This window comes from Sphingomonas sp. 2SG, from assembly GCF_005503285.1.
GTDB lineage: Bacteria > Pseudomonadota > Alphaproteobacteria > Sphingomonadales > Sphingomonadaceae > Sphingomonas > Sphingomonas taxi.
Genome location: NZ_SCMZ01000013.1, coordinates 50,333 through 75,150, shown reverse-complemented (window position 1 = coordinate 75,150; position 24,818 = coordinate 50,333). Strand labels below are relative to the sequence as shown.

23 protein-coding genes and 1 pseudogene are annotated in these 24,818 nt (G+C 67.2%); 20 read left to right on the top strand and 4 right to left on the bottom strand.

All coding sequences use genetic code 11. The features are described from left to right. The first annotated feature begins 202 nt into the window (after window positions 1–202). The 12 genes and pseudogenes from FFS23_RS07750 to FFS23_RS07695 all read left to right on the top strand — a co-directional run bounded on the left by FFS23_RS07750 (window position 203) and on the right by FFS23_RS07695 (window position 12,577). On the top strand, window positions 203–517 hold the full coding sequence (locus tag FFS23_RS07750; RefSeq protein ID WP_249340584.1) for an STAS domain-containing protein: 315 nt from the start codon (window positions 203–205) through the stop codon (window positions 515–517). Then, a complete protein-coding gene (locus FFS23_RS07745; RefSeq protein WP_038658930.1) occupies window positions 514–882 on the top strand; it encodes a response regulator in 369 nt (122 codons plus the stop codon). The genes FFS23_RS07750 and FFS23_RS07745 overlap by 4 nt, the downstream gene beginning before the upstream one ends. Then, on the top strand, window positions 879–2,822 hold the full coding sequence (locus FFS23_RS07740; RefSeq protein ID WP_137898136.1) for a chemotaxis protein CheA: 1,944 nt from the start codon (window positions 879–881) through the stop codon (window positions 2,820–2,822). The genes FFS23_RS07745 and FFS23_RS07740 overlap by 4 nt, the downstream gene beginning before the upstream one ends. 4 nt (window positions 2,823–2,826) lie before the next feature. Next, window positions 2,827–3,303: a chemotaxis protein CheW gene (locus FFS23_RS07735; protein WP_137898135.1), complete on the top strand. Its 477-nt coding sequence runs from the start codon at window positions 2,827–2,829 to the stop codon at window positions 3,301–3,303. 49 nt (window positions 3,304–3,352) lie between these two features. Then, window positions 3,353–3,979 carry a CHASE3 domain-containing protein gene (locus tag FFS23_RS07730; RefSeq protein WP_171009416.1) on the top strand — a complete coding sequence of 209 codons (627 nt, stop codon included), beginning with the start codon at window positions 3,353–3,355 and terminating at the stop codon, window positions 3,977–3,979. Between the two features lie 248 nt (window positions 3,980–4,227). Further along, window positions 4,228–5,295 (top strand): annotated as a pseudogene (locus FFS23_RS07725) (methyl-accepting chemotaxis protein); the annotation flags it as partial. A 103-nt stretch (window positions 5,296–5,398) separates the two neighbouring features. Beyond that, window positions 5,399–7,216 carry a methyl-accepting chemotaxis protein gene (locus FFS23_RS07720; protein ID WP_137898132.1) on the top strand — a complete coding sequence of 606 codons (1,818 nt, stop codon included), beginning with the start codon at window positions 5,399–5,401 and terminating at the stop codon, window positions 7,214–7,216. Further along, a complete protein-coding gene (locus FFS23_RS07715; protein ID WP_038658916.1) occupies window positions 7,213–7,716 on the top strand; it encodes a chemotaxis protein CheW in 504 nt (167 codons plus the stop codon). The genes FFS23_RS07720 and FFS23_RS07715 overlap by 4 nt, the downstream gene beginning before the upstream one ends. Further along, a complete protein-coding gene (locus FFS23_RS07710) occupies window positions 7,713–8,564 on the top strand; it encodes a CheR family methyltransferase (RefSeq protein ID WP_283214449.1) in 852 nt (283 codons plus the stop codon). The genes FFS23_RS07715 and FFS23_RS07710 overlap by 4 nt, the downstream gene beginning before the upstream one ends. 1 nt (window position 8,565) lies before the next feature. After that, window positions 8,566–9,642: a protein-glutamate methylesterase/protein-glutamine glutaminase gene (locus FFS23_RS07705; RefSeq protein ID WP_038658913.1), complete on the top strand. Its 1,077-nt coding sequence runs from the start codon at window positions 8,566–8,568 to the stop codon at window positions 9,640–9,642. Window positions 9,643–9,655: 13 nt separating this feature from the next. Continuing rightward, complete coding sequence (locus FFS23_RS07700; RefSeq protein WP_137898131.1) at window positions 9,656–11,326, top strand: hypothetical protein; 1,671 nt, start codon at window positions 9,656–9,658, stop codon at window positions 11,324–11,326. 57 nt (window positions 11,327–11,383) lie between these two features. Then, the gene (locus FFS23_RS07695) at window positions 11,384–12,577 is read left to right on the top strand and encodes a histidine-type phosphatase (RefSeq protein ID WP_137898130.1); all 1,194 of its coding nucleotides are present in this window, start codon (window positions 11,384–11,386) and stop codon (window positions 12,575–12,577) included. Here the strand turns inward: FFS23_RS07695 and FFS23_RS07690 are convergent. Beyond that, window positions 12,571–13,179 (bottom strand): NAD(P)-dependent oxidoreductase, encoded by a 609-nt coding sequence (locus tag FFS23_RS07690; RefSeq protein ID WP_137898129.1) that lies wholly within the window; start codon window positions 13,177–13,179, stop codon window positions 12,571–12,573. The genes FFS23_RS07695 and FFS23_RS07690 overlap by 7 nt on opposite strands. 51 nt (window positions 13,180–13,230) lie before the next feature. Here FFS23_RS07690 and FFS23_RS07685 point away from each other — a divergent pair, with 51 nt between their 5' ends. Genes FFS23_RS07685 through FFS23_RS20050 form a run of 4 tightly spaced genes read left to right on the top strand, consistent with a single transcriptional unit; the run spans window position 13,231 to window position 14,551 of the window. Continuing rightward, window positions 13,231–13,677: a winged helix-turn-helix transcriptional regulator gene (locus tag FFS23_RS07685; protein ID WP_137898128.1), complete on the top strand. Its 447-nt coding sequence runs from the start codon at window positions 13,231–13,233 to the stop codon at window positions 13,675–13,677. A 6-nt stretch (window positions 13,678–13,683) separates the two neighbouring features. Beyond that, window positions 13,684–14,187: a metallophosphoesterase family protein gene (locus FFS23_RS07680; protein ID WP_137898127.1), complete on the top strand. Its 504-nt coding sequence runs from the start codon at window positions 13,684–13,686 to the stop codon at window positions 14,185–14,187. Window positions 14,188–14,213: 26 nt separating this feature from the next. Next, a complete protein-coding gene (locus FFS23_RS07675; protein ID WP_137898126.1) occupies window positions 14,214–14,396 on the top strand; it encodes a hypothetical protein in 183 nt (60 codons plus the stop codon). Further along, window positions 14,393–14,551: a hypothetical protein gene (locus tag FFS23_RS20050; RefSeq protein ID WP_171009415.1), complete on the top strand. Its 159-nt coding sequence runs from the start codon at window positions 14,393–14,395 to the stop codon at window positions 14,549–14,551. Before FFS23_RS07675 ends, FFS23_RS20050 begins: the two co-directional genes overlap by 4 nt. 13 nt (window positions 14,552–14,564) lie before the next feature. Here the strand turns inward: FFS23_RS20050 and FFS23_RS07670 are convergent, their stop codons facing one another. The 3 genes from FFS23_RS07670 to FFS23_RS07660 all read right to left on the bottom strand — a co-directional run bounded on the left by FFS23_RS07670 (window position 14,565) and on the right by FFS23_RS07660 (window position 20,017). Next, window positions 14,565–14,831 (bottom strand): hypothetical protein, encoded by a 267-nt coding sequence (locus FFS23_RS07670; RefSeq protein ID WP_137898125.1) that lies wholly within the window; start codon window positions 14,829–14,831, stop codon window positions 14,565–14,567. Between the two features lie 54 nt (window positions 14,832–14,885). Further along, entirely contained in the window at window positions 14,886–16,640 is a 1,755-nt protein-coding gene (locus FFS23_RS07665) for a tryptophan-rich sensory protein (RefSeq protein ID WP_249340583.1), read from the bottom strand. Window positions 16,641–16,858: 218 nt separating this feature from the next. Then, window positions 16,859–20,017 (bottom strand): TonB-dependent receptor domain-containing protein, encoded by a 3,159-nt coding sequence (locus FFS23_RS07660; protein ID WP_349303953.1) that lies wholly within the window; start codon window positions 20,015–20,017, stop codon window positions 16,859–16,861. Window positions 20,018–20,089: 72 nt separating this feature from the next. Here FFS23_RS07660 and FFS23_RS07655 point away from each other — a divergent pair, with 72 nt between their 5' ends. The 4 genes from FFS23_RS07655 to FFS23_RS07645 all read left to right on the top strand — a co-directional run bounded on the left by FFS23_RS07655 (window position 20,090) and on the right by FFS23_RS07645 (window position 24,805). After that, on the top strand, window positions 20,090–20,632 hold the full coding sequence (locus FFS23_RS07655) for a sigma-70 family RNA polymerase sigma factor (protein WP_137898124.1): 543 nt from the start codon (window positions 20,090–20,092) through the stop codon (window positions 20,630–20,632). Window positions 20,633–20,807: 175 nt separating this feature from the next. Continuing rightward, window positions 20,808–22,568, top strand: coding sequence for a TonB-dependent receptor plug domain-containing protein (locus tag FFS23_RS20415; protein WP_249340582.1), 1,761 nt, complete (start codon window positions 20,808–20,810; stop codon window positions 22,566–22,568). Then, entirely contained in the window at window positions 22,565–23,911 is a 1,347-nt protein-coding gene (locus FFS23_RS20410) for a TonB-dependent receptor domain-containing protein (protein ID WP_249340581.1), read from the top strand. Before FFS23_RS20415 ends, FFS23_RS20410 begins: the two co-directional genes overlap by 4 nt. A 114-nt stretch (window positions 23,912–24,025) precedes the next feature. Continuing rightward, on the top strand, window positions 24,026–24,805 hold the full coding sequence (locus FFS23_RS07645; RefSeq protein WP_137898123.1) for a Slam-dependent surface lipoprotein: 780 nt from the start codon (window positions 24,026–24,028) through the stop codon (window positions 24,803–24,805). Window positions 24,806–24,818 lie beyond the last annotated feature (13 nt).

Genomic DNA, 24,818 nt, shown 5'->3' with positions numbered 1-24,818 from the left:
AACCGTCCGCGACTGACGCCGGCGCAATCGCACACGGCCGAATTGCACGCACGCGATGATTTCGCGGCGGCGCACTTATCGCATTAACGGCTTTTAAATCCATTACTGACCAAAAGGCAGTCGTTAGCTGTCTCGCCCGCTTTAGCATCGGCCTGCCGGCAAACGGCGTTGCGGTGCTATAATTCAATGAGGCGATCGAGACATGACCACCATGACGTTGGTGCTCAATGATGACGCATGCCTGAAGACGGTCGGGGATATTGCCGATCGTCTACGGGATGCTGCGTCCGAGCATGACAGCATTTGCCTCGATCTCGCCACGGCCGGCAATATCGACCTTAGTATCTTGCAACTTATTGAGTCCGCCCGGCGAAATGCTGCGGATGGCGGCGCGGCGGTGACGCTCGCCCAGCCCGCTTCGCCGGCGCTCGCCGCGCTGCTCGATCGCGCCGGCTTCCTGGCGGCGGCGTCGCCTGCCGACATCACCTTCTGGTTCCACGGAGAATTGCCGCAATGACCGCTTCCATCCTGACCGTCGACGACAGCGCCAGTTTGCGCATGGCGATCCGCATCGCGCTGACGGGCGCGGGCTATGCCGTGACCGAGGCGGGCGATGGCGTCGAGGGGCTCGCCAAGGCCGCGGAAACGCGGTTCGATCTGATCGTCACGGATCTCAACATGCCCAACATGGACGGGCTGACGATGATTCGCGAGTTGCGCAAGCAACCCGAACAGGCCGGCGTGCCGATCCTGTTCCTGACGACGGAATCGGACGGCGACATCAAGGCGCAGGCGAAGGCGGCGGGCGCTACCGGCTGGCTGGTCAAGCCGTTCGTCCCCGAACAGCTCGTCAAGACCGCGCGCAAGGTGCTCGGCAGATGACCGAGGATCCCGCCGCCGCCTTCCGGGTCGAAGCCGCCGAACTGCTCGACCAGGTCGAGCAGGGGCTGCTCGACCTCGGCCATCATCTCGGCGACACCGCGTTGGTCAACGCCGTGTTCCGCGGGTTGCACACGCTCAAGGGCTCGGGCGCAATGTTCGGCTTCGACGCGCTCGCCGCCTTCACCCATCATTGCGAGAGCGCCTTCGACAAAGTCCGCAAGGGCGAGGTGCCCGCGACCGAGGAGCTCGTCGCGGTGATCCTTTCGGCGGGCGATCATATGCGCGCGCTGGTCGACGGCGATCCCGATACCGGCGAAGGCGAGGCGATCCTCGCACGGCTGGCGGATGCGGTCGCCGCCGCGCAGACCGATGGCGTCGCTGTCGCGGCGCCCGCCGCGGCGCAGCGCGGCTGGAAATTGTTCTTCCGCTTGCCCGTCGATGCAATGCGCAACGGCACCAACCCGCTGACCCTGCTCGACGAACTGCGCGAGCTGGGCGCGTGCACGATCGCGGTGCGGACCGACGCGGTACCGCCGCTGCCGGTGCTGGTGCCGACCGACTGCCATCTTGGCTGGGACGTGACGCTGACCGGCGACATCAGCCGCGAGGCGATCGAGGACGTGTTCATCTTCGTGATGGACGACATGACGCTCGAGATCGAAGCGATCGAGCCAGACGCGCCGGATGCCGCGGCTGCGGAGGCGGTCGCCGCCGCGCCGGTCGAGGACGAAGGCCAGCACGAGGCGAAGCTGCCCGTCAAGCCGGCGGCGGAAAGCGTCCGCGTGCCCGCCGAGCGGCTCGACCTGCTGATGGATCGCGTCGGCGAGCTGGTCATCGCGCAGAGCCGGCTGTCGCAGCTCGCGCATCAGGACGGCGGCGTCGCGCTACGCTCGGTGTCCGAGGAGATCGAGCGGCTGTCGGGCGAATTGCGCGACACGATGATGGGGCTGCGCATGGTGCCGGTCGGCACGCTGTTCGGCCGCTTCCGCCGCCTCGTCCACGATCTGGCGCGCGACACCGGCAAGGCGATCGAGCTGGTCACCGACGGCGAGGCGACCGAGATCGACAAGACCGTCGTCGAACGCCTGTTCGATCCGCTCGTCCATATCGTCCGCAACAGCTGCGACCATGGCCTGGAGACGGCGGATGTCCGCGCCGCCGCGGGCAAGCCCGCCACCGGCACGGTCCGGCTGGCGGCGCATCAGGCCGGCGGCGAGGTGGTCATCACGATCCGCGACGATGGTCGCGGCATCGACCGCGCCCGCGTCCGCGCCAAGGCGGAGGCGAACGGTCTCGTCCAGCCCGGCCAGGTGCTGACCGACGGGGAATTGCTGGGTTTGATCTTCGCACCCGGCTTCTCGACCGCCGCGCAAGTTACGAACCTGTCGGGCCGCGGCGTCGGCATGGACGTCGTCAAGCGCACGATCGAGACGCTGCGCGGCACGATCGACGTCGCCTCGGTCGACGGCGAGGGTTCGACGATCACATTGCGCATCCCGCTGACGCTGGCGATCATCGACGGGCTGCTCGTCCGCGTCGGCGAAGGCCGCTACGTGCTGCCGCTCGCCGCGGTCGAGGAATGCCTCGAACTCAGTCCCGGGGAGGATATCCGCTCGCGCGGGCGCAGCCTGATCAGCCTGCGCGACCGGCTGGTGCCGTTCGTCCGGCTGCGCGACCTGTTCGCCACCGGTACGGCGCCCGACCCCTATCAGAAGATCGTCGTCGTCTCGATCGGCGCGGAACGCGTCGGGCTGGTCGTCGACCAGATCATCGGCAACCACCAGACCGTCATCAAGTCGATGTCGGCGCTGCATCGCGACATCGGCTCCTTCTCGGGCGCCACCATCCTCGGCGACGGCAACGTCGCCCTCATCCTCGACATCGGCCATCTGGTCGATCTCGCCCAGCCCCGGGAGGAGCGGCTGCAGGCCGCGGGATAAGCCCATGACCGATTCCACTCCCCTCCCCTGGACCGCCGACGGCACGCTCGAGGTCCTGTCCTTCGGCGTCGGCGGCGAGACCTTCGCGATCGAGGCCGTGCTGGTGCAGGAGATCCTCGACCTGATGCCCGAGACCGCGGTGCCGGGCGCCGATCCGCTGGTCGGCCACGTCATCAACTTCCGTGGCCGCGTCATTCCCCTCGCCGATCTGCGCCGGGCGTTCGACATGACGCCGGCGGACACCACCCGCGACAATCGCATCGTCGTGATCGAGCGGCCGGTCGGCGAGACGCTCGAACTGATCGGCCTGCGCGCCGACCGGGTCAACGAGGTGACGACCCTGTCGTCGACCGATTGCGAAGCGGCACCGGCGATCGGCATGCGCTGGCGCCGCGACCACATCCGCGGGCTCATCCAGCACCATGGCGAGATCGTCGTCCTGCCCGACCTCGACGCCATCTTCGCGACCGTCGTCCACTGACCTGCCGGCCGACAGCCGCACGATAATCACCCGGGGGGGAGAAACCGCCATGAACGCATTCACCAATCTGTCGATACCGAAGAAGTTGATCGTCTGCTTCACGATCCTGCTGCTCTTCGCGATCGGCGCCAATACGGTCATCTACAACAAGTCCAACGACTTGAGGGCGGCGACCGAGATGAACCAGCACACGTTCGCGGTGATCGGCGCTGCCAATCGGATTCAGGAGAATGCGGTCAATCAGGAGACGGGCTATCGCGGCTATCTGCTGTCGGGCGACGCCAAATTCCTCGAACCCTATCGCAAGGGCGCGACCGATCTCGCCGCCGCCTGGGACGAGGCGCGCAAACTGACCGCGGACAATCCGCGCCAGCAGGAGCGGTTGCAGAAGATCAAGACACTGGTCGACGACTGGCACGACCGCGTCGCCGAGCGCGCCATCCACCTGATGGGCAATCCGCAGACCGTCGGCGACGCACGCCAGATCGAGATCAGCGGCGCCGGCAAGCAGGTGTTCGACAGCCTGCGCGCCGAGATCGCGGCGGTGACCGACGAGGAAAACCGGCTGATGACCGAGCGTCAGGCCAATCAGACGGTCGCGTTCGCCACCATCGAACGCGCGATCTTCATCGGCACCGCGCTGACGCTGGTACTGCTCGTCGCCATTTCAGCATGACGGTGACGATCGCGCGCCCCGTCGGCCGCGTCGCCGAGCTGCTCGGCACGCTCGCCACCCCGCTCGCGACCGATCGCCGCGACGAGGTCGGGCGGATGTTGGGCAGCGCACAGGCGGTCGAGGCGGCGTTCCGCGACATTTCGAACGTCGTTGCCGCGGTGTCGATCGGCGATCTCTCGCAGCGGCTCGACCGCGATTACGGCGGTCTGAGCAGCGAGGTCGGCCGGTTGTTGACGACGATGACCGTCAATCTCAACGCGATGGCGACGCTTGCCGACCGCATCGCCAACGGCGACCTCACCGTCGATCACACGCCATTGTCCGCCAAGGATGTCCTCGGCCGTGCGCTGGTCACGATGATCGCGCGCCTGAGCACCGTCGTCGGCGATGCGACCGCCGCCGCCGCGAGCGTCGGCGCGGGCAGCCAGCAATTGTCCTCGGCCTCCGAACAGGTCAGCCAGGGCGCGACCGAACAGGCCGCCGCCGCAGAGGAAGCCTCGGCATCGATGGAACAGATGGCCGCGAACATCAAACAGAATGCCGACAACGCCGCGCAGACCGAGAAGATCGCGCGCCAGTCCTCGACCGAGGCGGAGCGCAGTGGTGCCGCCGTGCAGCGCGCGGTCGGAGCGATGCGGACGATCGCCGAGAAGATCGGCTTCGTTCAGGAAATCGCCCGTCAAACCGATTTGCTCGCGCTCAACGCGGCGGTCGAGGCGGCGAGGGCCGGCGATCACGGCAAGGGCTTCGCAGTCGTCGCTGCCGAGGTGCGCAAGCTCGCCGAGCGCAGCCAGGCTGCCGCGACCGAGATCAGCGCGATGTCCTCGGACACGGTCGGCGCGGCGACCGAAGCGGGCGACATGCTGATCCGACTGGTTCCGGACATCCGCCGCACCGCCGAGCTGGTCGCAGAGATCAGCGCCGCCTGCCGCGAGCAGGACATCGGCGCCGCGCAGATCAATCAGGCGATCCAGCAGCTCGATCAGGTCACGCAGCAGAACGCCTCGGCGTCCGAGCAGATCTCGTCGACCTCCGATTCGCTCGCCGATCAGGCGGAGGAATTGCAGCAGAGCATCGCCTTCTTCCGTCTTGCCGACGCGGATCGCGCCGGTCCCGCACAACCGGCGCGCAAGGCCATCGCCGCCACCGCTTCGACGCGTCGCCGCGCGCCGATCAAAGGCACCAAGAGCGCCAGCCTGACCAAGGCGAAGCCGGGGACGATCGCCGACCAGCAGTCGCGCGTGCGCGGCTATGCGCTCGACCTCAACACCGGCGGCCCGGATGCCGAGGATGTCGACTTCGGCCGCGCGGCCTGACCGGGATCGGATGGCATTTCGATCGCCATCCGATCCACCACCGGCGTCACGACGCCCCCCATTCGACGCGCGACGTAGCGCCTCCGATCTCTAGGATTTTTCCATGCGAGCCACGATCAAGATGAAGCTGGGGATCGCCTTTGCGATCCTGACCGCGATGTTGCTGATGGTCATCGGCCTCGGCATCGCAAAGTCGAACACCCTCAACGACGCGATCACCGACGTCATCGCCGGTCCGGCCAAGCAGCTCCAGACGGCGCAGCAGGTCGAGACCCATCTCGGTTACATGCTGTCGAACCAGAAGGCGCTCGCACTCAACACCGATCAGCAGATCATGGCCGGCTACAATATCGACACCGCTCGCCGGGTGCGTCAGTTCGAGACCTTGCTTGCCGATGGCGAAAGCCGGGCGGCGGCGGACGACAAACCGTTGTGGCGCCAGGTGCGGCAGGATTGGGAAGCCCTGAAGCCCGTCTACGAGCGGATCAGCGCCCTCGGCACCGCCAACGATAACGCCAAGGCGGGTGAACTCACCGAAACCGAACAGAAGAAGATGGTCGAGGCGATCACACGCGATGTCAGCGCCATCGTCGATCGGCAGAGCGCGCACATGCACGAGGCAGACGAAGAGACCAACGTGCTCTATGCCGACGCGCGCAATCTGCTGATCGGCGTCGGCGTCGCCGCGACGCTGCTGGCGGCGGCCTGCGCGGTCTGGATTTCGACCCTGGTGTCGCGCGGCCTGAAGCGGATCGGCGCGGCGATCGACGCGGTGGCGATCGGCGATCTCAACCATGATATCGCCGCGACCAACAACGACGAGATCAAGGATCTGGTCGACACCGTCAATCGCATGACGATCAACCTGCGGCAGAGCGCGCAGCTCGCCCAGTCGGTGTCGACCGGCGATCTCACCATCGATCACAAGCCACTGTCCGACAAGGATACGCTCGGCCATGCCTTGGTCACGATGATCGAAAAGCTACGCTCCGTCGTCGGCGATGCGACGCAGGCCTCGGCCAGCGTCGCCGCGGGCAGCCAGCAATTGTCCTCGGCCTCCGAACAGGTCAGCCAGGGCGCGACCGAACAGGCCGCCGCCGCCGAGGAAGCCTCGGCATCGATGGAACAGATGGCCGCGAACATCAAACAGAATGCCGACAATGCCGCGCAGACCGAGAAGATCGCGCGTCAGTCCTCGACCGAGGCGGAGCGCAGCGGTGCCGCCGTGCAGCGCGCGGTCGGCGCGATGCGGACGATCGCCGAGAAGATCGGCTTCGTGCAGGAAATCGCCCGTCAGACCGATCTGCTCGCGCTCAACGCGGCAGTCGAGGCGGCGCGGGCCGGCGATCACGGCAAGGGCTTCGCGGTCGTCGCCGCCGAGGTGCGCAAGCTCGCCGAGCGCAGCCAGGCGGCCGCAACCGAAATCAGCGCGATGTCCTCGGACACGGTCGGTGCCGCCACCGAAGCGGGCGACATGCTGATCCGGCTGGTTCCGGACATCCGCCGCACCGCGGAGCTGGTCGCCGAGATCAGCGCCGCCTGCCGCGAACAGGACATCGGCGCATCGCAGATCAATCAGGCGATCCAGCAGCTCGATCAGGTCACGCAGCAGAACGCCTCGGCATCCGAGCAGATCTCGTCGACCTCGGAAGCGCTGTCCGATCAGGCGGAGGAACTGGAGCACAGCATCGCCTTCTTCCGGCTCGCCGACGATCGGCGGGACAGCGCCCCGCAGGCGCGACGCGTCGCGACGACCGCCGTGGTACGCCGGGCCGACGTCAAGGGAACCAAGATGGCCAGATTGTCGAAGCCCAAGCTCGGGACGATCACCGATCAGCAGACCCGCGTGCGCGGCTTCGCGCTCGATCTGGCCAACGGCGGTCCGGATGCGGAAGACGCCGATTTCGGACGCGCGGCATGAGCGGCGGTGACGGCACGCTGCAGACGATCGTCTTCGGCATCGGCGACGAACTGTTCGCCTTGCCGATCGGCGTCGTCCGCGAAATCCTCGATCACGGCCCGGCGTTCCGCGTCCCCAACGCACCCGACTGGCTGATCGGCCTGTGCGACGTGCGCGGCCTGTCGGTGCCGATGGTCGATTTCCGCATCTGCCTCGGTCTGCCCAGCGTCGCGGTGACGCCGGCGACGCGCGTGCTGGTGGTCGAATCGGACACCGGCGGCGAGCGCCCGCTCGTCATCGGGCTGGTCGTCGACCGGGTGCTCGACGTCAGCACCTGGTCGCGCGAGGCGATCGAGCCGCTGCCCGACACCGGCACCGCCTGGCATTCGCGCCATGTCGTCAGCGTGCTGCGCCGCGACGGCGGCTTCGTCGGCCTGCTCGAACTCGACGGCGTCCTGGCCGGTATGGCGCAGATCCTCGCCCAATCGGGCGCGGCGCCCCCGGTCGCGGCGGTCTCGTGAGCGATTTAAGCTATGACCGGATCGTCGAGGATCTGCTGTCGGCGCGCGATTTCGCCCGCATCTCCGCTTATGTGACGGAGGTGTCGGGCATCAAGATGCCGTCGAACAAATCCTCGATGCTCAGCGGCCGGCTGCGCCGCCGGGTGCGGGCGACCGGCCACGAGACGCTCGCCGATTATTGCAACTGGCTGTTCGAAGACGGCGGCATGGCGGTGGAAGCCGAGCATCTGATCAACGCGGTGACCACCAACAAGACCGATTTCTTCCGCGAGCCCGGCCATTTCGACTATCTTACCGGCACGCTGCTGCCGGCGCTGGTGGCGGAGGGACGCAGCCGTCTGCGCGTGTGGAGCGCCGGCTGCTCGACCGGGGCGGAACCCTATACGTTGGCGATGCTGCTCGACGCCTTCGCGCAGGAGCGCGGCGGGCCGGATTTCGGCATCCTCGCCACCGACCTCGATACCGACGTGCTGGCAGTCGCGCGGCGCGGCATCTTCCCGCGCGCCGCGGTCGAGCCGGTGCCGCCATTGCTCCAGCAGCGCTACGTACTGCGCCCGACCGCGCCGGGCCGCGACGAGGTGCGCATCGCCCCGGCGCTGCGCTCGGCGATCGGCTTCGCAGCGCTCAACCTGATGGACGATCATTATCCCGTCGGCGCGCCGATGGACATGATCTTCTGCCGCAACGTGCTGATCTATTTCGATCGCGAGACGCAGGAGAAGGTCGTGCGGCGGCTGCTCGCCAATCTGCGCTCCGGCGGCCATCTGTTCCTCGGCCATTCGGAATCGATCGCCGACCTCGACCTTCCGCTCACTTTGGTGGGCAACACCATCTTCAGGCGCCACTGACATGCCGGCCAAGCCCGTCCGCGTCCTGATCATCGACGACAGCGCCAGCGTGCGCCAGGCGATGACCCAGATCCTCTCCGCCGATCCCCAGATCGAGGTGATCGCCGCCGCCGCCGATCCCTTCGCCGCGGCGCGCTACATCCAGGCCGAGGTGCCCGACGTCATCACCCTCGACGTCGAGATGCCGCGGATGGACGGCATCACCTTCCTGCGCCGGATGATGGCGCAATGCCCGACGCCGGTCGTCATGTGCTCGTCGCTGGTCGAGGAAGGCTCGGAGACGTTGCTGCAGGCGCTCGAGGCGGGTGCGGTCGACGTCATCCTCAAGCCGCGCGTCGGCGTCGCCGATCATCTGGTCGAGGCGCATCTGCATATCTGCGAGACGGTGAAGGGCGCCGCCAAGGCACGGCTCGGCCGCCGCCAGCCGGCCAGCGCGGCGCCGCAGCAGCGGCTGACCGCCGACGCGGTGCTGCCGCCGCCCAGCGGCCGCGCGATGAGCCGCACCACCGAGATGGTGGTGTGCATCGGCGCCTCGACCGGCGGGACCGAGGCGCTGCGCGAGGTGCTGACCGCGCTGCCCGCCAATTCGCCGGGCATCGTCGTCGTCCAGCACATGCCGGAAAGCTTCACCCGCGCCTTCGCCAAGCGGCTCGACGGCATGTGCGAGGTCGACGTCAAGGAGGCCGAGGATGGCGACACGGTGATGCGCGGCCGGGTGCTGATCGCGCCGGGCGGCCTGCGCCACATGATGCTCGAACGCCAGGGCGCCCGCTACGTCGCCGCGGTGCGCGAAGGGCCTCTGGTGTCGCGGCACCGGCCGTCGGTCGACGTGCTGTTCCGCTCCGCCGCACGTAACGCCGGATCGAACGCGGTCGGCATCATCATGACCGGCATGGGCGACGACGGGGCGCGCGGGCTGCTCGAGATGAAACAGGCGGGCGCCCGCACGCTGGCGCAGGACGAGGCGACCTCGATCGTCTTCGGCATGCCCAAGGAAGCGATCGCCCGTGGCGCGGCGGATCGCGTCGTGCCGCTCGGCGCGATCGCCCGCGAACTGCTGCTCGCCGCCGCGCGATAGATAGGAAAAGACGATGCTTCAGGACAGCAACGCGTTGGTCGTGGTCGAACCGGAGGAATGCCCGATGCGGCGGGGGCTGGCGCAGCTCGCCGCCAATCTCGACACGCGCTTCCTGCGTGCGGGCACGACGCTGGCCGACGCGATCGGGATGATCGACCGGATCGTCGGCGGGCTCGACACGATCGTCGATGCGCTCGACGCCAGCAACGCCGGCGCCGCCGCCGCCAATCTCGCCGAGGTCGCCGCGCGCATCACCGCCTTGCCCGCCGCGCTCGCCGGGCGCACCGGCCGGGTCAAGACGATCGCGGCGATCGCCGCGCTGCTGCGCCAGCATGTGCTCGACATGCATCGCTCGCTGCGCGTGCTCGGCATCTACGGCATGAACATCAAGATCGCCGCCTCGGGCGAGCCGCAGTTCGTCGGCTTCGTCAACGGCATGAACGGCAAGCTCGCCGCCGGCGAGACGCTGCTGACCGAGGTGATCAGCAAGCTCAAGGAGCTGGAGACGGGGCTCGCCAGCGTCCAGCAGGTCGATCGCCTGCTCACCGCCGAATGCGTCAAGGCGGTGCCGGCGGTGCCGCAGCGTCTCGCCGCCGATGCTGCCGCGCTCGGCGTCCACCTCCAGGGCGCCGCGCAGCTCGCCCGCCGCGTCGCCGCGATCGCACGCAGCATCCAGACCAAGGTGGCGGTGCTGCTCGGCGCGCTGCAGGTCGGCGACAGCACCCGTCAACGGCTGGAACACGTCGTCGCCGCGCTGCAACTGGTCGAATCGCACGGCTGCGGCCCGGGGGCGGCGGCGCATGTCGATCGCCTGCTCGCCGCGCAGCTCGATGCCGTCGTCCATGATTTCGGCCGCGAGACCGGCGCGCTGGTCGATTCGCTGGACGCGCTGATCCCCGATGGCCGCGCCTTGCTCGACCTGATCGCCGAACAGGCCGGCGAGGACAATCGCGGCTTCCTCACCCGGCTGGAGGAGAGCGTCACCGGCATGGACCGGATCATCGTCCAGCTGCAATCGGCACATCGGCAGGCGGAGGGGATGACCGGGCTGATCGATGCGACCGTCACCGAGCTGACGCAGCGCGTCGGCCGGCTGAGCGCGATCCGCACCGACGTACAGGATATCGCCACCAACACCCGCCTGCTCTGCCGCCGGCATGGCACCGTCGGTCGGGCCGTCGCGGTCGTCGCGCAGGAGGTGGATGCCTATGCGCGCGACCTCGGCGCGACGACGATCGACGTCGGCCATACGATCGGGCGGCTCGGCGATGCCGAGGTGTCGCTGGCGCTGAGCAATGACGAGCCGGATGTCGCGACGATGCTCGCCCGCGCGCTCCTCGTCATCCGCGAGGCGTGCCGCCGGACCGATCAGGTCGTGCTGCAGGGTGGCGACGATGCGCAGCGGCTGGTCGAGCTCGTCGAGGCGACCGCGGTCGACCTCGCGCAGGAGCTGGCGCTGGCCGGCACGATGGAAGAGGCGTCGGCGATCCTGGCGGAACGCGCCGGCGACCTGCCCACGCTGACGGAAGACGACGAAGGCGCGTTGCACGCCGTCCTGCCCGCCATCGCCAAGCTCTACACGATGGCCGCGGAGCGCGACGTCCACGCCCGCTTCCTGCTGCCCGGCATGGCGCCGACGGCGCATGCGGCCAACGACGATGACGACGACGACGGACTGTTCTGAGCCGCCTCGGCGCGGACCGTCACCGGCCTGACCCAATCCACGGTTAGCCCGCCGCGGATGACGCTCCTCCGCCTGCTGCCCGCCCTGTTCCTCTTCGCCACACCCGCACCGCACGCCGCGCAGCCGGCGCTTACGGTCGAGCGCGTCGTCGTACTGATGCGGCACGGCGTGCGTGCGCCGATCGACGGCGAGGCGCCGGAGGGGACGCGCACTGCGGCGCCATGGCCGCATTGGCCCGTGCCGGCCGAGCATCTGACGCCGCATGGCGCGCGGGCGATGACGATCCTCGGCGCGGAAGATCGCCGCGCATTGATTGCCGCCGGGCTGTTGCCGCGCGTCGGCTGTCCTGCCCCGCGCACGGTGCGCATCCACGCCAACACCGCCGAGCGCACGATCGCCAGCGGAACCGCCTTCGCCGCTGGCCTCGCGCCGGGCTGCACGATCCCGGTGGATCACCTCGCGCCCGATCGCGCCGATCCGCTGTTCGAGCCGCTGCGCGCCGGTGCGACCCGGTTCGACCCGGCGACCGCGATCGCCGACATCCAGCATTATACCGGCGGCGTCGACGCGCTTGCCCGCCGCCATGCCGCAGTGATCGCGCGGCTCGACGTGCTGCTGGGCTGCGGCGCGCCGCCGGGGTGCAGCCCCGTCACGCCCTCGCGCATCGTTGCGTCGGCCGACGGCCGGGGCATCGAGCTGAGCGGGCCGATCCGCACCACCTCGGGCACGGCGCAGGTGCTCCTGCTGCAATATGCCGAGGGGCTCGACCCACCCGGCTGGCCGCGGATCGACGCGGCCGCGCTCCGTCGGGTCGGCGCGCTCCACGCCGCGCTGTTCGACGTCTTCACCCGCCCGCCCTACATGGCCGCGCATCAGGCCGCGGTCTTCGGCCGTCGCATGCTCGCAGGGCTGACCGGCGCCGATGCCCCTCCGGTCGACATATTGGTCGGCCACGACACCAACGTCACCTCGCTTGCCGCCGTCCTGCACGTCCCGCTGCGCGCGCCGGGCTATGCCGAGGGCGATGTCGCCCCCGGCGGCGCGATCTGGCTCGAACGGTTGTACGATCCCTCGCGCAAGCGGCGATACGTCCGCGCCTCCTACCGGACGCAATCACCCGATGATCTGCGCCGCCTGTCGCCGAGGGTGACGGTCACGCCGCTGCCGATCCCCGGCTGCGGCGTGACCGGTCTATGCGAACTCGCGACCTTCGACCGGATGATCCGTCGCCGTCTCGCGGCGACTCAATAAGCCGCGGTGAAGCGGCCGCGGCTGTGCTGCGGCCGTTCGAGCTCATCGACCATCGCGATCGCGAAATCCGCAAAGCTGATCCTGCTCTCGCCATTCGCATCGACAACGAGCTGATCGCCGCCGGTGCGATACCGGCCGGTCCGCGGCCCTTCGAAGATCTGCGCCGCCGGCGAGAAGAAGGTCCAGTCGACCTCTTGCTCGTCCCGCAACGCGTCGAGGAAGGCGATCCCGCCGGCAGCGAACGGCTTCCATTCCTCCGGAAAGTCCGGTGTGTCGAACAGCCGCTGACCCGGTGCGACCTCAAGGCTCGCGGCACCACCGGTGACCAGCAATCGCGGCACGCCCGCCCGCTTGACCGCCGCCAGCAACGTGTCCGCCGTGACGTCGAAATGCAGCGCGCTGATCACCGCATCGCTGCCGCGGATCAGCTCGGCGAGCGCCGCCGGGTCGGACGCGTCGCCCGCCACCGCCTCGATCCCCTCCGCCTGCGGGATCGCCGCCGGGTTGCGGGCGATGCCCCGCACTTTGTGGCCGCGTGCGGCAAGCTCCCTGGCGATCTCCGACCCGGCGTGACCGCTCGCACCCAATACCGCTATCTGCATGTCGCACCTCCATTGGTTTCCATCGGTGACCAACATCGCTAGAGGTGACCCATGAGGCAAGACGGCACTTTCACCTCCCTTGGTCACCTTGGTGAAACCGCCACCGGACGCGGCGACGCCTATGCGCGCGACTGCCCGACGCGCCAGTTGCTCGACCGGATCGGCGACAAATGGAGCGTGCTGATCCTGCTGCTGCTCGGCGACCGCGAATTGCGCTTCGGCCAGCTCAAGCAGCGGATCGGCGGTATCTCGCAGAAGATGCTGAGCCAGACGCTGCGCGCGCTCGAACGCGACGGACTGGTGACGCGTCATGCCGTCGCGACGGTGCCGGTCAGCGTCAGCTATCGCGTCACCCCGCTCGGCCGCGACCTGCTCGCCGCGCTGCGGCTGATGATCGACTGGGCGGAGACGCGCATGCCAGAGGTGGCGGCGGCGCAGGGTCGCTACGACACGCGCGCCGCGGCCGATCCCGCATCGTCCGTCCTCCCGGCGCGTTGATCTGCGATGGCCGTCTTCTTCACCGCCGATACGCATTTCGGTGACCATCGCACGATCAACATCCAGCACCGGCCGTTCGCGGACACCGCGACGATGGACGCGACGCTGATCGCGCGTTGGAACGCGCGCGTCGCGCCGGACGATATCGTCTGGCACCTCGGCGACGTCGCCCGCCGGGCCGGCGATGTCGCCGGGCTGCTCGACCGGCTGCACGGCAGCAAGCATCTGCTCGCCGGCAACAACGATCCCGACGGCACCCGCGTCGCCGCCGGCTGGGCGAGCGTCGGCGATTACGCCGAGCTGTCGCTAGACGGCCACGCGCTCGTCCTCTGCCATTATCCCTTCCGCAGCTGGAACGGCCAGCATCGCCGCGCGATCAACCTGCACGGCCATAGCCACGGCCGGCTGAAACCGATGCCGCGCCAGTTCGACGTCGGCGTCGACGCCCGCGATTTCGCGCCGGTCACGCTCGCCGAATTGCTGGCCCCGATGCCGCCGGCCGCTCGTTGAGCAGTAGCAACGCCAAGGATATCATCATGACCGACCAACCGGACGACGCCACCGACCGCCCCGATGCCGACGACACCGCCGGCAAGACGACCCGCGCCGTCGAGGAATCGGGCAGCAGCGGCACCGACGATAAGCACGTCGGCAAGGCGCAAGAGGATCTCGACGCGGACGACCTGAAGGGCTTCGTCAAGGACCCCCTCGAACAATGACGGATCGCGACACGTTCGGACAGGATGCCGGCCGGCGCGACGGCGCTGCCGGCAACCGCCCGTTTATCCGGCGGGTGATCATCGTGATGATCGCCTTCCTCGCCGTATCGATGGCCGGCATGCTGGCGCTCGGCATCGCGCTTTACCGGAGTTGACCGCCGTCGCGGATCAGTCCGCGTCGGGCATCATCCGGGCGGACATGTCCATCAGGTTGCGCGCCGCGTCGCGATCGGCCTCCTCCTCGAAGACCGCGTCGAGCGCCGGCGCTGCGTCCAGCATGTAGAGCAAGGTCCACAACGCGAACCGCCGCGCCCGGTCGCGCTCGAGGCCGAGATCGACCCTCATATGCTCGATCCCCGCGGCGATCGCCTCCGGCGGCACCGTCGCCAGTTGGTCGGTGCCGAAATAGCGGCGCATCTGGTCGTCGAGGTCCATCGCCGAGCCTCCTAGCGGTGGATCAGCCGGCGGCAAGCCCGCAAGGGTCGCGGCTCATCCTTCCTCCGCCGGATTGTCACGCCAGATCCGCTCGGCGAGCAGCGTGGCGAAGCCGAGCCACGCGACGAACGGCACGCCGACCGCCGCCGCCGGCCTGTCCACGCGTGCGGCGGTCGCGACATAGGCGGCGCCCGATGCGACCATCGCACCCGACGCCGCCGCACTCGCGCCGAGCTTCTTCTCGCGGAAGAACAACTGCGTCCAGCCGCCGACCATCGCGGTGTTGAGCAGCCAGAGCCCGACCGCGGCATTGCGCGCCGGCCCCGCCGGTCGGCGCAACAGGCGATAGCCGCCGACCGCCAGGCCGGTCTCCAGCACCGGCCAGACCGCGCCGAAGGCCGCGTCGGGCGGGGTGAAGCCAGGCTTGTCGAGCCGGCGATACCAGCGCCGGATGCCGGGATGCGACGGATCGGGCGCGTTGCGCCGCCCGAGCACCGCACTCGCCCCCAGGACGACGCCGACCGCGCCGATCGCGAGCAGCGGCGACAGCCCGCCCGCCGCCGGCGCCGCGACGCCGGATGGCGCCGGTTCCGGGGCGACGATCGTCACATCGGTCGGGATGGCGTCATCGTAGCGGGACAGATCGGGCTCCTTCGGGCCGCCCCCGAACATTTTGCCCATCGCCTTTTGGACGATGGGCCGGCTTGCCGCCGCGAGCGCGCCATGCAGCAGGCGGATGGCGAGCCGGCTCTGCGGGTTCATCAGCCGCGGTGCGATCTTGGGAACGCCCTGCGCGTCCTCGACCATCGGGCGCATCGCCTGCTCATAGGAGTCGAACGCCGCGGCGACATCGTCGTGCCGCGCCAGCTCCGCCGCCAGCACATAGGCGCCGGTGATCGCCAGCGTCGTGCCGATCCCGGCGATCGGCGTCGCGCACCATGCAGCGTCGCCAGTCAGCACCACCCTGCCCTTCGACCAGCGCTTCATCCGCACCTGACGCAGCACGTCGAAATAGAAATCGTCGGTCGTCGCCATGCCGTCGAGCACGCGGTCGGTCTGCCAGCCGGCGTCGGCGAACCGCTCGCGCAGCCACGCCTTCTGGCGGTCCGTGCTCCAATCCTGCTCGCCGCCCGGCTGCTGCTGCACCGACAGCATCGCGCGGGTGGTGCCGTAACGATCGGGCCGCAGCGACACGCTGCGCCCGCCGGTCGCATTGTACCACCGCCACAATTGCCCGTCGTCCGACGTCCGCGGTATCGTGAAATAGGCGATCGTCAGATCCATCCAGCGCGGCGCATTTTCGTTCGCGAAGACGTGTGAGCGGGTCGCCGATCCGACGCCCTCGGCGACGATGACCGCGTCGTATCGCGCGGTCCGTCCGCTGGCGAAGGTGACCACCGCCGCCGCGTCATCCTCGTCGATCGCCGCGACGCTGTCGCCGAAGCGATAGGTGGCGCGCGCCGCGGCGGGTTCGTAGACCAAGCGGGCGAGATCGCCGCGCAGGATCTCCATCTCGGCAGTGGGTCCGTCGGCTCCGAGCTCGGCGGTGATGAACTGCGCGGCGACGCTGCCGTCGCTTTTGACCCAGGCGGTGCCTTCCTCGCCGGTGCCACGATCGAGCGCCGCCTGTTCCAGTCCCATCCGCCGCAGCACCTCGCGGCCGACGCCACGCACGTCGATATTCTGGCCGCCGTCGCGAAACGCCGGCGCGCGTTCGACCACCTCCACATCGAAGCCGGCGCGGCCGAGCCACCACGCAGCGGTATTGCCGGCGACGCTGGCACCGGTGATCAGGACACGGCGGGACATGGCAGATTCTCCTCTGCCCCGCACAACGGTCGAGGTGACGGAAGGTCGCGTTCGTTCGTACTCCGTCGGACGGCGTCGATCCCGATCGTGGCGTTCGCATCGGGCCGCCACGTCGGCCACAAGCTGATTAATTGCCCGACGTCATACCCGGGGTGCGAGTCCGCTTACGCATCGGGACGGCGAAGGCCGCCCCCATGCGCCGCGGTTGGCATCTGCCATCAGAAATTGAAACTGGCCCCGGCACTGAAGTTCCGGCCGACGAGGCCTGCATAATGCCAGCTGCTGAGATAGTTCGGATTGCTGGTATACGCTCCCGATGCCAGCGGCGCGCGGGCATTGGTCAGGTTCTGCACGTTGAAGAAAAACCGGAACTGGTCGTTCACCTGCACACCGGCGTTGAGGTCGACGTAGATGAACGGACGAACGTAGCATTGATTGGCCTTGTCGCCACCCGACGGCACCGGCGCCAGCGTGTTCTTGCAGGAGAGATCGATCACGCCGTTGACGGGGGCAATCTCGTCGGCCGCGACCTGCTTGATCCGGCCCACATAATAGGTGGTCGCTGTGAGCGAGAATTTGCCGACTTCCAGCGCATTTTGCCAGTTGCCGCGCATGCGCGGCGTGCCCCCACCCGACGAAAGCTCGTACGGTCCCAGCGTGCCCGCATATTTCTGCACCACGCCCGCAGGGGTGACCAGATCAAGACGGAGCACGCGGGTTACGTCAAGGCGACTGATAAGCCGCACGTCATCGGATAACGGGATATTCGCGCTCGCTTGCACGTCTATGCCGGAGCTCACTTCATAGTTGGCGTTGACATAAGGCACGTCGAACACCAGCAAATGAGGCAGTGCGTTTGGGTTGACGGGATCGGGCGCATCAATAACGTTACATTTGTAGCCTTGACCCACTGCGGCGAGCGCAGCACAGCCCGCGGCGGCGGTGGTTTGGTCGTAATAGGCTTTGACAGCCTCACCCCGTAACGGCCCGCTGACGATGAGATTGGACTTCTTGATGTTATAATAATCGGCGGTCAGGCTGAACCAGCGTGCTGGCTTGATGATCGTGCCAAGCGTGATACTGCGCGACACTTCCGGCAGAATGTCTGGATTACCCGCTGAGCCTGCGCCAAGTTGATAGGTGCTGGAATATGCCAGATTGTCCTTATGCGCGGCCACGAAGCTCGACGGCGGCGTATAAGACGAGAAGCCAGCGTAGCTGCTTGCGGGATTGTACTCCGCGAAGGTCGGCGCACGAAAGCCTTGCGAGTAGGTCGCCCGAAGCGCGATCTGCTCGACCGGCGTAAATTTGACGCCGATCTTGGGCGAGAAATGGCTGTAGCCCTGCGAATAATGATCGTAGCGGCCCGACACGTTGAGGTCGAGTTCGTTGGCGAACGGCGCATCAATCTCGAAGAAGCCGGCAGTCACCGTCTGACGCCCCTGTGCGGAGGAGGTGTTCAGCGTATAGTAGCTCAGATCCGCATTCTGGTTGCGGTTCATCAGCGTTTCGCGGCGGATCTGAAAACCCGCACCCATGTTGAGGTTTCCACCGGGCAGCGTCGTCACGGCCTTGATGATCGAGCCGCCGATCGTTGCGACGGTCGAATAGGATCGTGTAGTGCGGTCCGGCGAGATTTGATTGCGCACCGCCGCGCTGTTGCGTTCCGGATTGACGAAATCATAGGCGCCGGTGTTGATCGCGTTCAACAGACCTTGGACCTTGATGAAGCCGCGTTGCGTGACGCTAAATTCGTCGCGGGCGTAGACGCCGTTCAGGCGAAACCTGAAGCCATCGCCTAGATTGCCCGAGATGCCGGCAGTGGTGCGAAACACCTCGACATAGCGATCGCTGTTGTTGGGAATGTCTCCGAACAGATAATAGACGCGCGCGGCACCCTCTGCAGGATTTTCAGCATAAGCGGCAGCATAGGGATTGTTCGGGTTCAGCCTTTTGTCGGCTGCGCTAGCGCAATTCACCCCCGCGGAGCAGACGTAGACCGGCAAGACGATGCCGGGATTCTTGGACGAGAGCGCAGCGGGCGCGCCGAACGGCTGGTTCTGGAGGATCGATGCAGGTCCACCGGTGATGCTGACTTCGGAATGCGAGTAGCTGCCGGTGGCGAAGGCTTCCAGACTGTCGCTCAGGCGTGCGGTGAGGTGGGCAGTCGTCGAATAGCGCTGCTGACGGGGCTGGATGATGTTATATTCGTCGGGGATATTGTGAGCGCAGCCGACCCCCTGTTCCTTGGCCGTGTTCACTGTGAACGTGCCATAGGGGCAGGCGTTCGGATTGAGCAGCTGATATTGGTTGGTGGGTGGCGCCCCGACCTGCCCCGCCAGCGGGTTGTTGAGGTCGGTCTGCCTGACGCGGGTGACCACCGCCTGCGGGTTCTCCACCACCAGCGAGTCGTCGTTGCGGTTGCGGTCCTCCAGCCCGCTCGGCCGCAGGTCGAGCGTGTTGAATGGATAGCCGCGCGAATGGTTGGTGATGTACCCGTCATAGGTATATTCACCGTTCAGATAGACGTTGAAGCCCTGCGCCTCATAGTCGCCATAGCCGGCGGTCAGCGTCGCGCAATAGTGCGACCCGTCGGCGCGTTCGGTCGCGCCGCCCTGCACCGATCCTTCGACCCCCTCGAAATGCTTCTTGCTGATCAGATTGACCACGCCGCCGATCGCATCCGCGCCGTAGGTGGAGGATGCGCCGTCCTTCAACACCTCGATGCGGTCGACGATGCTGAACGGGATCGAATTCAGATCGACATAGGCGTTGTGGCCATCGTCGTTGAGCGGGAAGTTTGCCGAGCGCAATCCGTCGATCAGCACCACGGTCGACGAGACGCCGAGGCCGCGCAGCGACACCGCGGCGCCGCCGGCCGAGAAACCGTTGCGGAAGCCGGTCGAGATCGATCCCGCGCTGTCGGCCGATACCGAGCGGATCGCGTCCTGCGCGGTGGTGATGTTCGCACGCTGGAGCGTTTCCGCGCTGAGCACGGTGACCGGCGAGATCGAGGTCGCGTTCGAATCGCGGAACAGCGTGCCGGTGACGACGATCTCCGTGCCCTGCCCCGGATCGGACGGCGCGGCCCCGGTCGCGGTTTGCTGATCGGGCGCATCCTGCGCACCGGTGGGATCGGCGGAAGCCGCATCCGTCGTCGGCGCCTGTTGCGCATAAGCCGGTGCGGCGATCGCCGTCACGAGGGCGGCAGCCGATACGCCATGTCGCACGGCGTAAAACGCGGAATTCACCAATGTCACCAAGCCTACCCCTTTTGACGCTCTCGCGATCCATTTTAGGAGCGGACCGCCGGGAAACGGGCTGGCTGGAAAAATAGAGGCTTCTCCGACTCTCGCGATGTCGCCGGCCGTAACCACGACCAACGAGTGCCTGCCCGAAGCCGACAGGATATTGCGAGGCGTTAGCATATGGACTAGGTCCACTGCGGTATGGCCCGCTACGTCGACATGGAGCAGGGCATGACCGCCGCCGAGCGGCGGCTGCGGCTGTATCTGGTGTCGCGCGCCAAGCTGCTCGGGCGCGCCGTCCGGCTCACCGGTGACGGGAGTATCGCGGAGGATCTGCTGCAGGACGCCTGGCTGCGCTTCGACGCCGCCGCGGCCGGTCAGGCGCAGCGTGAGACCCTGCCCTATCTACGCACCGTCGTCGACAATCTCAGCCGCGATTGGCGGCGGCGGCGTATCGTCCAGTCGTCGCTGTTCGCCGAGGGCGCCGACACGCCGCCCGTCGACGTGCCGAGCCTCGATCCATCGCCGGAAAGCCAGGCCATCGCCCGTGACGAACTGCGCACGTTGGCCGCTTTGTTCGAGACGATGCCGGCACGGATGCGGCGGGCGGTCGAGATGCACCGGATCGAAGGCGCGACGCTGACCCAGATCGCCGAACGGCTCGGCGTGTCGGTGACGACCGCACACGGCCTCGTCGCCGAGGGCGTTGCCCGCTGCCGCAGCGCGCTGCGTCAGCCGAAATGACTGCCGCGCGATGTTCGTCGCGCATTATTCTCCGAAAATCCCGACCGCCACTGCGTTTCATTTAATAGGCTAATGCGACGCGTTCGCATCAAAGGCCGGAACGTGAAATGGGGGTAAGCAAGTGCGAAGGACGGGACGGACCAGTGGCGGGCTGCGGGGGCGGTGCGCGGCGATCGTGGTGTGGCGTGCGACATGGCTGGGCGCGACCGCGCTCGCGGGCGTGGTGGCGCCGGGCGTGGCCGCGGCACAGCAGGCCGAGCAGGCACGGGCGCGGGATTTCGCCATCGCCGCGGGGCCGCTGGGCGAGGCGCTGATCGCGTTCGGACAGCAGGCGGGCGTGCAGATCGACGCGCCGGACGACGCAGTCCGGGCGGCGGCATCGCCGGGCGTCAGCGGGCGGCGAACGGCGGAGGCGGCGCTCGCCCGGCTGCTGGCGGGGACCGGCTTCACCGGGCGGCTGCACGGCGACCGGGTGACGATCGAGCGGCTGCCCGCGCCCGCGACGGCGGACACGATCACCACCGATGCGTTGCGCGTCGAGGGCCAGCAGACCGCCGAAGGCGGCAGCGCGCGCGACGCGCGCGGCTATGACGACATCTACGACCGCGACACGACCACCACCTATATGGGCAAGGACGAGGTCGAGCGGTACAAGGGCGTGACCCCGGCGGACGTGCTCAAGGGCATGCTCGGCGTCTATAGCGGCGACGCGCGCAACGGCGGCGGCATCGACCCGAGCATCCGCGGCATTTCCGGCCCCGGCCGCGTGCCGGTGATCATCGACGGCACCGAACAGGCGCTGACCGTCTGGCGCGGCTATAACGGCGCGAGCAACCGCGCCTATATCGATCCCAATCTGATCGCGGGCATCCAGGTCGCGAAGGGGCCGGTGTCCGAGCGCGGCGTCGACGGATCGAGCGGCGGCGCGGTTGTCGTCCACACGCTCGACGCCACCGATATCCTGCGCAAGGGGCAGACGTTCGGCATCGAGGCCAAGGTGGAAGGCGGCAACAATTCCACCGCGCCGCAGCTCCCCCGGCTCAGCCTCGGGCAGAGCTATCGCGACCTCCCCCTGTTCCCCGGCAATGGGATAACCCCGGGGCTCGTCAATTATCCGGGGGGCGACCCGGCGGTGCGGGTCAAGGCACGCGGTCCCAACGACAATCATCTCATCTCGTTCGGCGACAAGGCGGCGCGCATCGCCGTGGCGGGCCGGCTGGGCGCAATCGATCTGTTAGGCGCCTATGCCTATCGCACCCGCGGCAATTATTTCGCCGGTGAGCATGACGCCGGCTATTATTCGCAGGTCGATGCCGATCCCAAGAAGCAAGGCACGTTCATCCAGCGCATGGCGTTCAACTACCGGCCCGGCTACGAGGTGACCAACACCTCGTCGCGGACGTCGTCATGGCTGGCCAAGGCGGTCTGGCACCTCGACGACACCTCTTACCTGAAGGCGGGTTTCCGCGACACACGCTCGACCTATGGCGACATCCTGCCGTCGCGCGTGGTCGGCTACGGCAGCCCGGGCATCGGATCGCTTCAGTGGACGCTCGGACACATCCATTCCCAGGCCTATAACCTCGACTATAAATTGCAGCCGAACCTCTGGTGGCTCGACTTCAAGGCGAGCTTCTGGGACACGCACACGCTCAGCGACACCAACAGCAACGGCGGCTATCCGCAGGCCGCATCCTATAGCGACCCGATCCTGCGCGACACCGCGATCCTGCACCAGCGCAACGACCGCTTCGGCGCGATCGCCAGCAACCAGTTCAAATTCGGTTCGCGCTTCGACCTGCTGCTGCAGGGCAACTGGCAGCGCGAGGTGCTGCGCCCGACCGGCGAGTCCGCGGTCGCGCGCGGGGCGAGCTATTGCGGCTTCTTCTGCGGCAACAACCGTTCGGGCGGCGCGGCGAATATCGCATCGACGTGAAGGCCGAATGGCGCCCGGCCAGCTTCCTCAAGCTCGATGCCGGCGTCACCTATGCCGGATTCCACGCCATCGACGACAAGCTTCGCGCAGCGATCGCGGCGGGCGACAAGCTGTTGGTCAGAGGCGTAGCGGGATATGTGAACAAGGTGGGATCGTTCAAGATCCAGAGCAAAGACGATTACCGACGCGATACATATGGCAACGCCATCTATCGGGGAAAATCGATCGCCGACGCCACCCTGCTGGCCGACACCGCAGCTGCCAGCTACAGTCCAAAGCTTAATCAGTGGACCCTTTATTCCTACCTCGATCCATTCTATCCAGATGCGCGAGGCAAGATCACACGATCGCAGATCGACTGTCTGAACGGGGCATATAGCGACAGTTCGCGCTATAGACCGCGTTATTCTGGTCGCAGCGTTTGCGGGATCGATGAGATCTTCGCCTTTCGGAACCTTACGATGGCCGATACGCGGCTTTCCGGCCATGACTGGGCGCCGACAGCATCAGCGACAGCCTATCTGAGCCATTCGGCACGCGCTTATGTCCGCTATGCCGAATATTTCCGGTATCCCAGCCTATTCGAAAGCACGTCGGGCTTTTCACAATCGCTCAATGCCGACTATCCATTAAGGCCGGAGCATCTGCATTCGCTCGAGGCCGCCTATATTCAGGACTTGCGTCCGCTGTTCCGGCTCGGCGACGGCCGGAAGGCGGACTTTCGCCTGACCTGGTATCGCAACGTCACGACCGACGTGATCGATCGCAACACCAACCTTCAGTCCTCCAATCTCGACAAGCAAATCCTGTCGGGCATCGAGGCGCAGGCGCGATACGATAACGGCAGCGTGTTCGGCGACATCGGTTATGCCCACGTCTTCACCAATCGCGTCTGCGACGAAACCAGAGCATTGGTAACGGACTCCGGTTCTACTTGGCTCGGCAAGATTCCAGCCTGCGTCAAATATGGCTTTTATCAAGGTTATTTGCTGACGCAGGCCGCGCCGGACGACTCGCTCAACCTGACGCTGGGTGCGCGGCTGCTCGATCGTCGACTGGAATTCGGCCCCCGCTTCGTCTGGTACAGCCAGTATAACAACCCGCTGCTCGACACGCTGCTAAACTCCCCCGATCCGGTCCAGGGCTATGCGCTCAACGTTCCCTATGCATGGGGCAGGAACCTGACGGTGGACGCCTATGTCCGCTTCCGCGTCGACGATCGCTTCACCGCCGAGATCAACGGCACCAATCTGACCGATCATTACTACAGTGACCCGCTCAGCCGCACGCTCAATCCCTCGCCGGGACGGACGCTGCGTCTCAGCCTGACGGGGAGGCTGTGACACCCGAATTCGGCAGCCGCCGCCGCGCCTGACATGCAAACCCATGGCCGGGCAGCGACTGCCGGATACCCGCATCCGGAATGGCCGGATGCGTTACCAAGCAGGAGACGTATCATGAAAATGACCAACCTCAAGCTCTTCGCCGCCTCCGCCGCATTGGCGATGGCATTCGCCGGCACCGCTCATGCCCAGGACGTTGACGGCGGCACCAGCGATCGCGACAACAATCGCGTTGGGGTAAGCTCCGCGTTCGGCCCGTCGCACCCAACCGCCGGCAAGGCCGGATTGAGCGCCAAGGCGACGGGCATCAACAATTTCGTCGCCTTCCAGGACTTGAAGGGCAACGGCTCGACCGACCTGAACGGCGTGACGACGATCAACAATCCGACTACCGGCCCCGACGATCATCGCAACCTCGGCCTGTTCCACTTCGCGCAAGTCGGCAACGATGACGTCTGGTTCGGCGAGTGGAGCAGCAATGCCAGCTCGGGCAGCACCGATCATACGGTCTATTATGCCGGCACCACGACCGGCACGACCGTGCCGACCAGCGGCTCGGCGACCTATGCGGTCCGGGGCATCAGCGACTATGCCAACAAGGGTCTGCTGACCGGCACCTTCACCGCCAACTTCGCGTCGGGCTCGTCGGGCACGCTGACCGGCGGCATCGCCAACAGCGCTTCGGGGTATGGGGTGAACATCGGCACCGCCGCGATCAACGGCGTGACCTTCTCCGGTTCCAGTGCGTCAGCAACCCAGTCCGGGACCACGGTTGCTTCGGGCGGTGCGGTCAAAGGCCAATTCTACGGCGCCAACGCCGCTGCGCTGGCTGGTATCGCCACCTTCGGTTCGGCGCGCCAGTATGACACGGCCTTCGGTGGCACGAAGAACTGATCCGATGCGTCGG

Bases quoted from the DNA above. Each gene is read 5' to 3' on its own strand.
- FFS23_RS07745 (WP_038658930.1), top strand. From the start codon at position 514: ATGACCGCTTCCATCCTGACCGTCGACGACAGCGCCAGTTTGCGCATG.
- FFS23_RS07690 (WP_137898129.1), bottom strand. From the start codon at position 13,179: ATGCAGATAGCGGTATTGGGTGCGAGCGGTCACGCCGGGTCGGAGATC.
- FFS23_RS07700 (WP_137898131.1), top strand. From the start codon at position 9,656: ATGCTTCAGGACAGCAACGCGTTGGTCGTGGTCGAACCGGAGGAATGC.
- FFS23_RS07670 (WP_137898125.1), bottom strand. From the start codon at position 14,831: ATGGACCTCGACGACCAGATGCGCCGCTATTTCGGCACCGACCAACTG.
- FFS23_RS07715 (WP_038658916.1), top strand. From the start codon at position 7,213: ATGAGCGGCGGTGACGGCACGCTGCAGACGATCGTCTTCGGCATCGGC.
- FFS23_RS20050 (WP_171009415.1), top strand. From the start codon at position 14,393: ATGACGGATCGCGACACGTTCGGACAGGATGCCGGCCGGCGCGACGGC.
- FFS23_RS07750 (WP_249340584.1), top strand. From the start codon at position 203: ATGACCACCATGACGTTGGTGCTCAATGATGACGCATGCCTGAAGACG.
- FFS23_RS07705 (WP_038658913.1), top strand. From the start codon at position 8,566: ATGCCGGCCAAGCCCGTCCGCGTCCTGATCATCGACGACAGCGCCAGC.
- FFS23_RS07730 (WP_171009416.1), top strand. From the start codon at position 3,353: ATGAACGCATTCACCAATCTGTCGATACCGAAGAAGTTGATCGTCTGC.
- FFS23_RS07685 (WP_137898128.1), top strand. From the start codon at position 13,231: ATGAGGCAAGACGGCACTTTCACCTCCCTTGGTCACCTTGGTGAAACC.
- FFS23_RS07675 (WP_137898126.1), top strand. From the start codon at position 14,214: ATGACCGACCAACCGGACGACGCCACCGACCGCCCCGATGCCGACGAC.
- FFS23_RS07720 (WP_137898132.1), top strand. From the start codon at position 5,399: ATGCGAGCCACGATCAAGATGAAGCTGGGGATCGCCTTTGCGATCCTG.
- FFS23_RS07740 (WP_137898136.1), top strand. From the start codon at position 879: ATGACCGAGGATCCCGCCGCCGCCTTCCGGGTCGAAGCCGCCGAACTG.
- FFS23_RS07695 (WP_137898130.1), top strand. From the start codon at position 11,384: ATGACGCTCCTCCGCCTGCTGCCCGCCCTGTTCCTCTTCGCCACACCC.
- FFS23_RS07645 (WP_137898123.1), top strand. From the start codon at position 24,026: ATGAAAATGACCAACCTCAAGCTCTTCGCCGCCTCCGCCGCATTGGCG.
- FFS23_RS07680 (WP_137898127.1), top strand. From the start codon at position 13,684: ATGGCCGTCTTCTTCACCGCCGATACGCATTTCGGTGACCATCGCACG.
- FFS23_RS07735 (WP_137898135.1), top strand. From the start codon at position 2,827: ATGACCGATTCCACTCCCCTCCCCTGGACCGCCGACGGCACGCTCGAG.
- FFS23_RS07665 (WP_249340583.1), bottom strand. From the start codon at position 16,640: ATGTCCCGCCGTGTCCTGATCACCGGTGCCAGCGTCGCCGGCAATACC.
- FFS23_RS07655 (WP_137898124.1), top strand. From the start codon at position 20,090: ATGGCCCGCTACGTCGACATGGAGCAGGGCATGACCGCCGCCGAGCGG.